General features: G+C 64.4%; 9 protein-coding genes. 3 read left to right on the top strand and 6 right to left on the bottom strand.

The genetic code is table 11. The features are described from left to right. On the top strand, window positions 1–99 hold a 99-nt coding region (locus tag JS533_RS09640), incomplete at its 5' end, for an IS3 family transposase (protein WP_140514420.1). Window positions 100–266: 167 nt separating this feature from the next. Then, window positions 267–1,298, top strand: coding sequence for a LacI family DNA-binding transcriptional regulator (locus JS533_RS09635; protein ID WP_241514201.1), 1,032 nt, complete (start codon window positions 267–269; stop codon window positions 1,296–1,298). Window positions 1,299–1,604: 306 nt separating this feature from the next. On the opposite strand, the gene JS533_RS09630 is transcribed toward JS533_RS09635, so the two are convergent. From JS533_RS09630 to JS533_RS09605, 6 genes are all read right to left on the bottom strand, one after another. Continuing rightward, a complete protein-coding gene (locus JS533_RS09630) occupies window positions 1,605–2,408 on the bottom strand; it encodes a TraX family protein (RefSeq protein ID WP_241514200.1) in 804 nt (267 codons plus the stop codon). Between the two features lie 68 nt (window positions 2,409–2,476). Next, the gene (locus JS533_RS09625) at window positions 2,477–3,289 is read right to left on the bottom strand and encodes an HAD family hydrolase (protein ID WP_241514199.1); all 813 of its coding nucleotides are present in this window, start codon (window positions 3,287–3,289) and stop codon (window positions 2,477–2,479) included. Window positions 3,290–3,371: 82 nt separating this feature from the next. Further along, window positions 3,372–5,411 carry a type I pullulanase gene (gene pulA / locus JS533_RS09620; RefSeq protein ID WP_241514198.1) on the bottom strand — a complete coding sequence of 680 codons (2,040 nt, stop codon included), beginning with the start codon at window positions 5,409–5,411 and terminating at the stop codon, window positions 3,372–3,374. A gap of 238 nt (window positions 5,412–5,649) precedes the next feature. Further along, window positions 5,650–6,546 (bottom strand): sugar ABC transporter permease, encoded by an 897-nt coding sequence (locus JS533_RS09615; protein ID WP_241514197.1) that lies wholly within the window; start codon window positions 6,544–6,546, stop codon window positions 5,650–5,652. Then, on the bottom strand, window positions 6,543–7,949 hold the full coding sequence (locus tag JS533_RS09610; RefSeq protein ID WP_241514196.1) for a carbohydrate ABC transporter permease: 1,407 nt from the start codon (window positions 7,947–7,949) through the stop codon (window positions 6,543–6,545). Before JS533_RS09610 ends, JS533_RS09615 begins: the two co-directional genes overlap by 4 nt. Window positions 7,950–8,328: 379 nt before the next feature. Beyond that, window positions 8,329–9,639 carry an extracellular solute-binding protein gene (locus JS533_RS09605; RefSeq protein ID WP_241514195.1) on the bottom strand — a complete coding sequence of 437 codons (1,311 nt, stop codon included), beginning with the start codon at window positions 9,637–9,639 and terminating at the stop codon, window positions 8,329–8,331. 279 nt (window positions 9,640–9,918) lie between these two features. Here JS533_RS09605 and JS533_RS09600 point away from each other — a divergent pair, with 279 nt between their 5' ends. After that, window positions 9,919–11,811 carry an alpha-amylase family glycosyl hydrolase gene (locus tag JS533_RS09600; RefSeq protein WP_241514194.1) on the top strand — a complete coding sequence of 631 codons (1,893 nt, stop codon included), beginning with the start codon at window positions 9,919–9,921 and terminating at the stop codon, window positions 11,809–11,811. Window positions 11,812–11,957 lie beyond the last annotated feature (146 nt).

The following is an 11,957-nucleotide window of genomic DNA, read 5'->3' as shown; positions in this document are numbered from 1 at the left end:
GATGAGTACATACGCTGGTACAACCACGAGCGCATCAAACAGTCGCTTGGTTGGATGAGCCCGGTACAATACCGTCAAAGCCAAGGAATGGCTGCGTGATTATCTCCAAGAAAATGTCCGCAGCCCCGTTTTCACGGTTTTTGCGCAATAAAATCGTTTTACGGCAGCCAATCTGCCAACGTATGCACTATGATGGAGACAATCTTGCAGTTGGAACAGCATCGTTGCCGCCCGAGCGGACACGCTCACAACCCCGAAGGAGCACTATGGCCCAAGCAGACATCTACGACGTAGCCAAGGAGGCGGGGGTCTCCATCTCCACCGTTTCGCGCGCATTCACGCGCCCGGAGCTGGTGTCCATCAAGACCCGCCGCAAGGTCCTCGAGATCGCCGACAAGCTCGACTTCAACATCTCCCGCTCGGCCACCGCGCTCAAGTCCGGACAGTCGTACCGTGTGGCGCTGCTCATGAACGAGGAGATCACCAGCTGGTTCAACACGCAGGTGTTCGCCGGCATCGAGTCCGTCATGCATCCCGACGGCTACGACATCTCCCTCTTCCAGCACATCGACACCGCGCAGAACCGCCACGAGTTCTTCACCGAGCTGCCGGTGCGGCGCAACGTGGACGCGATCTTCGTCGCGTCGTTCGCCATCGACCCGCACGAGGTGGACCAGCTCAAGCGGCTCAAGGTGCCGATCATCGGCATCAACACGCCGTCGGCCGAAGGCTTCGACGCCACCATCAGCATCGACGACGAAAAGGGCATGTACAAGGCCACGCAGCACCTGATCAACCTCGGCCACAAGCACATCGTCTACCCGTGCTCCGAGGCCGTCGCCACGATGGACTCCTCGATCGACGCCCGCACGCGCGGCTTCATGATGGCCTGCCAGGACGCCGAGAAGAAGCGCGACGACCTCAACTGGGAGGTGCTGTCCGTGCCGCGCGGCCCGGCGTTCGCCGACTCCGCGCTCTCCGCGCTGCTCTCGCTCGACGAGTTCCCGGACGCGATCTGCTGCCAGATGGACATGATGGCCATCCCGCTCGTGCTCAAGCTCGAACGCTACGGCCACCGCACGCCGCGCGACTATTCGATCATCGGCTTCGACGACAGCCCGTACGCCGACACGATCAACCTGACCACCATGCGTCAGGATCCGTACGCGATGGGCCGCGCCGCCGCGAACAAGGCGATCAAGCTCATCAACGGCAAGCAGCTCGACAACCCGTACGAAATCGTCGAGGCCCAGCTCATCCCCCGCGGCACCGACGCCCCCTACGAGCTCGACGACTGACGCACGGCCGGGGCCCGGGCCAGGCCCCGCAAAACGCACACTGGGACGGTTCTCACGGAAAAGAGGCTTTTCCGTGAGAACCGTCCCAGTGTTGTTATCCAAACTAACGAAAAACACCCTTCTACCGTTAGCGCAGTCCCAGCAGATAAGGCAAAACTAACGGCAGATGTCCTCCTACCGTTAGAAACACCCCAATGAGTAGGACCCAACTCACGTTTGAACAGGTGTTTCCGTTAGAAACCTCTCGACAGGTAGGACTGTGCTAACGGAAAACACCTGTGTTCCGTTAGCACGGCCCCAAGGCTGTCACACCAGCAGCGCGCCCAGCAGCAGCATGGCCGGATACAACGCGTAGAAGACCCACTTGGTCCACGGATGCGCATAGCCGAGCCGGTCGTTGCGGTAGTGCAGGAACGCCACGCCGATGCCCGGCGTGATGCAGGAGACCGCGCCCAGCAGGCCGGCGGTGAACATCATCGTGTTCTCGTGCCGGTGCAGGAAGTAGAAGACCATCACGAACGCAAGCGTGATCACACCCGAATACATGACCTGCTGGCTCACGCCGATGCGCAGCAGCAGGTTCCACAGCACGCCTGCCACGATCACCAGTACGGTGAGCGCCCAACGCAGGGCCCCCGCCTGTGCATACCGGGCCCCGATCCAGTCGACCGCGACGAGCACGATGTACGCGAACACGAGTCCCCACAGCGGGTTGTGCGTATGCGCGTCGAACCAGTGGCCGGTCATGATCCTGTCGTACGGCAGTCCGGCGAGGCACGCGGCGACGAACAGCCGAGACCCGTAGCGCCAGCGGTTGCGCGTGTGCCGCCATCCGTCGAACAGCAGCCACGCGTAGATCGGCACGGCGCACCACGACGCGATCTCGCACACGACGGCCACGGTGAGCGCGGTCATGTTGTCGGCAGTGGGCGCGCCGAAGATCAGCGGCACGAGCGTGGCGGACGCGACCGACAGCGCCATGAACACCGCGCCGACCACCTTGAGCCGGAACACGCTCAGCCCCTTGCGCCGGCCGGTTCCGCCGCCGTTCCGCGCGTCCTGTGCGGCCTGCTCGGCCTTGCGAACCTTCGCCATCTCGATTTCGTTCATCGTGTCTCCTTGCCTGCGACGCGCGCATGCCGGCCGCCCGTGCGCGAGCCGCGACGGCCGTCCGTCGGTCAGCGCGGGCCGAGTATATAGTCCAGCAATCCAGCATAATCGGCGCCGGACAGCGACAGCACGGCCGACCCGCACACGGCCGGATCGTCGGCCGGGGAGATCTCGGTGCGCAGATACGCGCCGTCGATGCCGGCCGATCGAGCGCCGCCGATGTCGCAGCGCGAATCGTTGCCGACCATAAGCACGCGGTCGGCGGACAGCCGCTCATACGCGAGCGCGCGGCGGAAGATTTCGGGATCGGGCTTGCGCACGCCTTCGTCGCTGGAGATGACGATGCGGTCGAGTGCAGCGTCCAGTCCGAGCAGCGACAGTTCGGGCCGCGTGTAGCAGGCCTGCGCGTTGCTGACGAGGACAACGCGCAAGCCGGCGTCGTGCAGCGTCTGCAGGAACTCCGGAACCCCCGGATACAGACGCAGCAGGCTCGTACTCCCCCGCCGGAACGCCCACGCCAGCTCGCGAGCGGCGGCGTCACGGCCGGGGCGGTCACGGTCGCGATCGGCGTCGCCGCCGTCCAGCAGCGCGGCGTACGCGGGCAGCAGGTCGGGTTCGGCCCACTCGCCGCGTTCGGCGGCCGCCCGTTCGATGATCGGCCGGGCGGCCGCGTCGAACCGCGCGCGCAACGTGGCGTTGCCGCAACCGCAGCCGACGCGATGCGCGCGACCGTCATCGGCACGTCCGTCAACGTCGCCAAACGCGACGCCGTAGCCGGCGAGCGCCGTACGCAGCGCGTCCCACGCCGCGTCCGACGATTCGTCGGTGCGGATGTCGACCAGCGTGCCGTACAGGTCGAAGAACACCGCGTCGTATCGCATCGTCACATCCTTTGCTTACGTTTGCTTACGATGCCGGCCGCAGCAGCAGCCGCAGCAGCAGCCAGCGCGACGGCCGCGCCCGTCACGCCCTGCGCCAAACGGTGAAGCTGTACGGCGGCAGCGGCAGCTTGCGATCGGCGACCACGGGCGCGGCATCGGCCTCGTCGAACCCGTCCGCGCCGCTCGCGCCGACCGACCAGTACACGCACTGCCAGCCGTTCGGCGCGATCTTCGCGACTTCGCCATACGGTCCAGGCAATTCCAGGTCGACGGTCGGCTGGTACTGCGTCTCGCCGGTCGGGTTGATGGCGATGCAGTCGTAGCCGACGCGGAACACGACCGTTTCGTCCGTGCGCGGCACGATCATGCGCGCGCCGCCGTAGTACGCCGGATTACCGCGACGCAGCGCGATGAGCGCGCCGTAATGGTCGACAAGCGACGACAGCCGCTGCGCGCGCCGCCAGTCGAGCTGGTTGAGTTCGACGGAGCTGGAGTACGAGTCGGAGTCGCCGTGCTTGGTGCGCGCGAACTCCTCGCCACCGAGCAGGAACGGCACGCCGGCGGCCGAGAACACGATGCCCGCGGCGAGACGGTTGGCGCGCATCAGGTCGTCGCACGACGGATCGTCGGCCGAATAGTCGGTGTCGGACGGCATGCGACGCAGGACGGCGCACAGCTTGTCCCACAGGGTCAGGTCATCGTGCGCGGAGACGTACTGGATGACCTGTCCGACGCTCGCGGATTCGCGCATCGTGCCGCGCCACGCGTCCACGGCGTGGCGGATGTCGTCGGCGTAGTCGGCGGCCGCGCCGGTCAGATAGCCGGGCACCCAGTTGTAGAAGATGTGGCCGCGCACGGCGTCGCGCGTCGAGTCGCAGAACGCACCGATGCGCGTGCTCAGGCGGTTCAGGCCGCGCTTGTCGGCGAGCACGGCGCCGGACTTGGGGTCGAGCGCGGTTTCGCGGGCCGCCCACGGTTCGCCGTGCATGAGGATGGTCGCGCCGCCCGGCAGCGAGTCGAGCGAGGCGCGCACCGCATTCATGGTGTCCGTGTCGATGAGGCCCATGAGGTCGAAGCGGAAGCCGTCGATGTGGTATTCGCGCGCCCAGTACGTGACTGAGTCGACGATGTACTTGCGCATCATCGGATGCTCGCTGGCCACGTCGTTCGAGCACGCGGAGCCGTCGGAGAACGTGCCGTCGGCCTTGCGGCGCAGGCAGTAGCCGGGGATCATGCGCTCGAACCAGTTGTCGGTGGAGAACATGTGGTTGTAGACCACGTCCATGATGACCTTGATGCCGGCCGCGTGCAGGGCCTGGATCATCTGCTTGCATTCGCGGATGCGGGTCGCGCCGTCGAACGGGTCGGTGCTGTACGAGCCTTCCGGCACGTTGTAGTTGAGCGGATCGTAGCCCCAGTTGAACTTGCGTTCGGGCGAGCGGCGGGAGACGGTCTCGTCGATGGAGCCGTAGTCGTAGAACGGCATGAGCTGCACGGCGGTGACGCCGAGGCGCTTGAGATACGCGACGCAGGTCGGGAATTCGCCCTTGCCGTCGACGCTGGAGTCGGGGTGCGTGAACGCGAGGTACGTGCCGCGATGCGCGTCCGGGATGCCGCTGTGCGGATCGTTGCTGAAGTCGCCGATATGCGTCTCCCAGATGACCAGATCGCTGCCGCTCACGCGCGGACGGCGGTCCTTCGACCAGCCGGCCGGATCGGTGAGCGACAGGTCGACGACCATGCTGCGTCGGCCGTTCACGCCGGCCGCGCGCGCCCACGGGTCGGCCGTGCGCGCGGACGTGCCGTCGGGGAAGCGCACGATGTAGTCGTAGTAGACGCCGTGGCCGATGCCGTCGCAACGGACGAGCCACGTGCCGTCGGCGCCCGGGGTCATGTCGTGGATCTCCTCCGGATCCTCAGCCTCCTCGTCGGATCCGGCGGCGAACAGGCGCAATGTCACGCCGCTGGCCGTAGGCGCCCACACGCGGAACGTGGCGCCCTTCTCGTCGGGGAATGCGCCAAGGTCCGTGTCGGTGTAGACCGGATAGTCGGGGCACGGCATGGCCATGTCGGCGGGGGTCGACTCGACCGCCGCCGGTGCCGGAACTGGTGATGTCATCATGGTTCCTTTCCTCACCTGACTCCCCTTTTTCGCGGGGGAGTCCTCACCTAGTTGTGCTGGACTCCTCCCTCGCATGCTCCTATTCATGTTCGGTAGGAAGTACGTGTGTTGTGCGCTGTTTTTGGACGCAGCGAGGGGCAGCCAAGAGGCCACACCTCTTATGCCCTCTTGACTGCCCCTGCCGTGTCCCTAGTGAAATTGGTTTGGCTTGTTGAGCGTTGTGTCGCTCGGTCCTTGACTAGCCCTTAACCGAGCCCGCCATCGACTCCTGGTAGAAGCGCTGCATGACGATGAACAGGATCGCGATCGGGATGGAGACGAGCACGGCGCCGGCCGCGAACTTCGCGAACCAGTTGTTGATGTACTCCTTCTGCAGCATGAGCCACAGGCCGAGCGAGACGGTGTAGTTGGTCTGCGTGCGGCAGATCACCTTCGCCATCACGAAGTCAAGCCACGGGGTCAGGAAGCCGATGATGGCCTGGTAGACGATCATGGGCTTGCAGATCGGGATGATGATCTTGTAGAACACCTGGAAGCGGGTGCATCCGTCGAGCATGGCGGCCTCGTCGAGCGAGGTCGGGATGGTGTCCATGAAGCCCTTCATCACATAGAAGCCCGCGCCGGAGCCGGCGGAGTAGACGAGGATCAGCGCGATGATCGACGTGTTGCCCTCGGTCAGGCCCATGGCCTTGAGGATGAAGTAAATGGCGGTCACGGCCATGATGCCCGGGAACATGCCGAGAATCAGGACCACGTTCATGAACGTCTTGCGGGTGCGGAAGCGCAGGCGGCTCATGCAGTACGCGACGGAAAGCACGAAGAACATCGAGATGACGCACACGAAGCAGGCCACGACGAGCGTGTTCATGTACATGCGCGGGAAGTTCATGACCGTGCGGTCGGTGAGCAGCGAGACGTAGTTGTTGAGCGTGTACTCCTTCGGGAAGAACGTGCTCTGCGAGGGGGCCGTGTTCTTGTTGAAGCTTTCGGCGAACACCCACACCACCGGGATGATCCAGATGATCGCCATGACGGCGAGGAACAGGTGGGCGAACACGTCGCCCAGGATGCGGCGCTTGTGCGCGTCGTGGAGCAGGCCGTGCGACTGGGCCTTCTGAATGCTGTGATTACTCACCGGAATCCCTCCTCATTCTTGTAGGAACCGGAGCTGCGGTAGGTGATGAGCGACACCACCGCGAGCACGATGAAGGTCATGATGCCGATGACGGCGCCGAGGTTGTAGTCGCCCTTGTCGACGGTCAGCTTGTACAGCCAGGTGATGAGCAGGTCGGTCTTGCCGGCGGACGCGCCGACCGGAACCGGGTCGCCTGCCGTGAGCAGGTAGATGACGTTGAAGTTGTTCACGTTGCCGGTGAACGTGGTGATCAGGTACGGGGTGAGCACGAAGAAGATGTACGGCATGGTGATCTTGACGAAGATCTGCCACCAGTTCGCGCCGTCGATGCGCGCCGCCTCGTACAGATCGGCCGGGATGTTCTGCAGGATGCCGGTGATCTGCATGATCGTGTACGGGATGCCGATCCACAGATTGATGACGATGACGGTGACTCGCGCCCACGTCGCGTCGGTCAGGAACGGCAGCGGTCCGTCGATCAGGCCGGCGGATTCGAGCATGCGGTTGATGATGCCCTGCTGGCGGAGCATGGTGCGCATGACCAGCAGCGAGACGAACTGCGGCACGGCGATCGACATGGAGAACATCGCGCGCCAGAAGCCCTTGAAGCGGGTGGTCTTGCGGTTGATGATCATGGCGAAGAACATGCCGAAGAAGAAGTTCAGGAAGGTGGCGAAGAACGCCCACACGAGCGTCCAGACGAGCACCTGCACGAACAGCTGCGCGTTGACGGTGGCGCCCGCGCCGCCCGCGAACACCTGCTTGAACGTGTCGAAGCCGACCCAGTCGAAGAGCACGACGTGGCTGTGGTCGTAGTTGGTGAACGCCATGGAGATCATGAAGATCAGCGGCAGCACGGTAAAGACGAGAATGCCGAGCGTCGGCAGGAACATGAGCAGTTCGTGGGCCTTGGCGTCCATCAGCGTGTTGATGTCGTCGTGCAGGCTCGGCGCCTTGCCGTTGGCCTTGGCGAGGCATTCGGCCTTGTACGCGCAGCGCAGGGACAGCGTCCACAGGTAGACGAACGCGATGATCGCGACGATCGTGCACACGCCGTACAGCAGGATAATGACCGAGTTGTCGCCGGCGGTGTATTCCCAGTAACCGTCGACGAGCACCTTGCCCTGCTTCTGCGTGCCGAGGCTGGGCAGCTTGCTGAGATAGCCCGCGCCGCTGGTGACCATGAACGCGATGAACGCGATCTCGCCGGCCAGCAGCAGCAGGCCCTTGACGATTTGCTTGCGCGCGAGATTGCCCAAGCCGAACACGACCGCGGACAGCTTGGTCAGCGTATCGCCCTTGGTCAGCGCGGCCTTCACCGAATATGGCGAGGGAGCCACGTAATCGGCGCCCATTGCTTTGCTGCGCCTGATCTCTCGCGGAGAAAGGGTTGTCGTTGTCATGAAACCCTACCGCCTCTCTGAACTTGCTTTCCTATTCCAAAAACTAAATTGTTGCAATCGTTGTCTTGTCGAGTGCTTCCCTGCACTCCCCGATTGCGATTTCCTGCCTCCGCGTCGTTCCCCGCGCCGGCCTGCATGGGCCTTAAACCGCGCAAAGCCCGGGCGCCGGAGGATTTCCGGCACCCGAACTCTACGGGCAATGAAGGAGGAGAAGGAGAGGTAAGAATGGTGAAACCGCGGTGTTGGTGAGGCTGCCGGGCGGGAGCGCGGTTTCGGAGCAACCGCCCGGCAGTGGCGTACCTTATCGGACCCTCAAGTGGATATGGAATCGATATTCAATTATGAAGTCATGCGGTCTGATCCGCAGTCGGGACCGGACTCACTCGGTCTTCGTCATCGCGGCAAGCAGCTTGGCGAAGTCCTGGGCCTTCTGGGCGGCGTTGGCTTCGGTGGTTTCCTTGTTCACGATGGAAGCGCCGTAGGCCTTGGCCGGATCCCACCAGTCACCCATGGCCGCGATGGACGGCTGCAGGATGGAGGTGTTGGCGATGGTGTTGATCTGGGCCTGGGCGGCCGGATCCTTGGCGATGGAGCCGAAGTCGGAGCCGTTGCCCTCATAGTCGGCGAGGGAGTTGTCGGACGGCACCACGCCGCGCAGATCCCAGTGGAGCTTCTGGGCGTCGGAGGAGCCGAGGAAAGCGGCGAACTGGGCGGCGGCCTTGGAGTTCTTGGCGTTCGGGTTGTAGGCGGCGGCCTTGGAGCCGGCGAAGGAGTCCATCTGGTACTCCTGGCCGTCCACGGTGAACTTCGGCAGCTGCGCGGCGGCGTAGTGGTCGCCCAGGACCTTCTTGACGGCGGTGGCGTTCCACGTGCCAGAGAAGTAGGCGTGGACCTTGCCGTTGGTCAGGTTGTCGAGGCCGGAGGTGTCGTCGTCGTTGATGAAGTTGGCGTTGTTGGCCATCTTGACGAGGTACTTGGTGGTGGCGGTCAGCTTGTCGACGTCGATGGTGATGCCCTTGGAGGCGTCGGTCGGGTTGGAGTTGTCGCCGAAGAAGGTCAGGTCGGCGGACTTGGTGAACCAGGAGGCCATGTTCCAGCCGTTGGTCATCGGGAAGGAGACGGCGGCCTTGGACAGCATGGTGTCCCAGTTCTTGACGTCGTCCGCGGAGAAGACGGAGGAGTCGTAGTACATGAACCAGGTGTTGGCGGTGTACGGCACGCCGTAGAGCTTGCCGTCGGTGCCGGTCACGGAGTCGACGAGGACCTGGGAGTTCTGTTCCTTGACCTGGTTGGCCTCGTTCTCGCCCAGCTCGCCGATGGCGCCGGCCTTGACCAGCGCGCCCAGCTGGTCGTTCGCGAACATGTAGACGTCGGCAGCGGCGGCCGGATCGGCGGTCACAGTCTTGGAAGCGTCGGCCTCGGAGACGACGTCGTTCTTCCACGTGACCTTGTACTCCGGGTGCGCCTTCTCGAACGCGGCTTCGACCTGGGCCAGCCAGGAATCGGAACCGTCCGCGCCCTTGGCCTGGTCTTCCTGCGGGGCCCACACGCTCAGGGTGACGTCCTCGGTGCTACCGGTGGCGGTGGAGGAACCGCCCTTGCTGGCGGTGTCGGAACCGCAGGCGGCGAGCGGGAGCAGCATGGCAGCGGCAGCGGTGAGGCCGATAGCCTTCTTCCAATTGATCTTCATCGATCTTCCTTTCCTGTGAAGACGCTTCAGCGCGTTTCGACGCTGATTCCTGTTCTGCACTGCATACGTTGCAGACCCCTTGCGAGATCCGTTCCTGCATACGTTCACACCAGCGTGACCTTCACGTCCAATGATCGCTTATGCATTTCCTTGCAGCGCATCAGTGGTTCTTACTATAGCACCGACCTGCAAACGTTGGCAACTCCGCTGTTGCAAGTACAATTGCAAACGACTGCCGTACACCGCGGCAAAACGTTCAAAACACAAGGATTCTGAGTCATGGCAGACACGCGACACACCGAAGAAAATCATCCCGACACGCACCCCTCCTGGCTGGCAGACGCCGTATTCTACGAAATCTATCCGCAGAGCTACGCCGACTCCAACAGCGACGGCATCGGCGACATCCAAGGCATCATCGGCAAGCTCGACTACATCGCCGGCCTCGGCTGCAACGCGCTGTGGATCAACCCGTGCTACGACTCGCCGTTCAAGGACGCGGGCTACGACGTGCGCGACTACACGCGCGTCGCCGACCGCTACGGCACCAACGACGACCTGATCGCACTGTTCGCCGCCGCGCACGAACGCGGCATCCACGTCCTGCTTGACCTCGTCCCCGGCCACACCAGCGAAGAACACGCATGGTTCCGCGCCTCCGCCCAGCCCGACCCCGCCGATCGACACCTGCCCGCCGCGCAACGCACAGCCTCGGCCCCCTCGGCTGAGGGGCCGAACCGTACAGAAAACGCCGGAGGCGTTTTTAGGCGAGGACGAGGCGACAGCCGAGTCAACAAAACGGCCGAAGGCTCCGCAATTGCAGGATCTGTCAGCGCAGCTGACTGGGGGAGCGTCACACCTAACAACGCCTCGAATACCGGCTCCCCCAGCTTGTCCGAACGCTACATCTGGACCGACTCGTGGATCGCCGGCGGCGACGGGCTGCCGTTCATCGGAGGCGAGACCGACCGCGACGGCACCTATATCCTGAACTTCTTCAAATGCCAGCCCGCGCTCAACTACGGATTCGCGCACCCTCACCAGCCATGGCAGAAGCCGGCGCTCGGCCCGGACGCGCTGGCCACCTGCGACGCGATGGTCGACGTGATGCGCTTCTGGCTCTCCCGCGGCGCGGACGGCTTCCGCGTGGACATGTCCGACAGCCTCGTCAAGCACGACGAGAACGGCAAGCCGTTCACCATCCGCACCTGGCAGTACATGTTCTCCAAGATCCGCCCCGAATTCCCCGACGCCGCGTTCGTGTCCGAATGGGGACGCCCGCACGAGTCGATGCAAGCCGGCTTCGACATGGACTTCTACCTCGACTGGCGCTGGGACGGCAACCCGAACGGCTACAACATGCTGCTGCGCAACACCGATACGCCGCTCGCACACGACGGCGACCTGAGCTACTTCAACGCCGACTCGGGCACGCCGATCAAGCCGTTCCTCGACCAGTACCTGCCGCAGCTGGCCGACGCGCGCCGAGCCGGCGGATACTTCGACCTCCTCACCTGCAACCACGACACGCTGCGCACCGCCCAGCGACTGACCGAACGCGAGCGCGCGATCGCGTACGCGATGCTCATGACCATGCCCGGCTGCCCGTTCCTCTATTACGGCGACGAAATCGGCATGCGGTACCGCCCGCTGCCCACCAAGGAAGGCGGCTACACGCGCACCGGCAGCCGCACGCCGATGCAGTGGGACGCCGCGCTGCCGAACCTCGGTTTCTCCGACGCGCCCGCCGACGCGCTGTATCTGCCGGTCGACCCGGCCGACGACGCGCCCACGGTCGCCGCCGCTTCGGCCGATCCCGATTCGCTGCTGTCGACGATCCGCGCGCTGCTCGCACTGCGCCACGCGACGCCCGCGCTGCACGCCGACGCCGACTTCGACGTGCTGGCCGGACGCGACGGCGGACGCGCGTTCGCGTATCGGCGCACGGCCGCGGCCTCGGCCGACGGCACGGCGACCGGCGGCAATTCGACGGTCAGCGGCTCGACGACCGGCGGCTCGGTGATCGTGGCGATGAACCCGGGCCGCGAGACGATCACGCTCGATCTGCCCGCCGACGCGGCCGGCCGCGATCTCGCGTTCGCCATCGGCTCCCCCGCGCTGGACGGCACCGCGCTCACGCTTCCGGCACAGTCGTTCGTGATCCTCCGCTGACGTGTGGGCATAATCGGTACATTATGCATGCAGAATTGTGGGCATAGGCGGTATATCTAGCTGATAGTGGGCATGGACGGTCCATTACGAGGGCTTTTCGGCCCCGTATATGTACCGTCTATGCCCACACCCATATGTCGCCCATG

Source organism: Bifidobacterium amazonense (assembly GCF_018555435.2).
Lineage (GTDB): Bacteria > Actinomycetota > Actinomycetes > Actinomycetales > Bifidobacteriaceae > Bifidobacterium > Bifidobacterium amazonense.
This window is presented reverse-complemented; position numbering and strand designations above follow the sequence as displayed.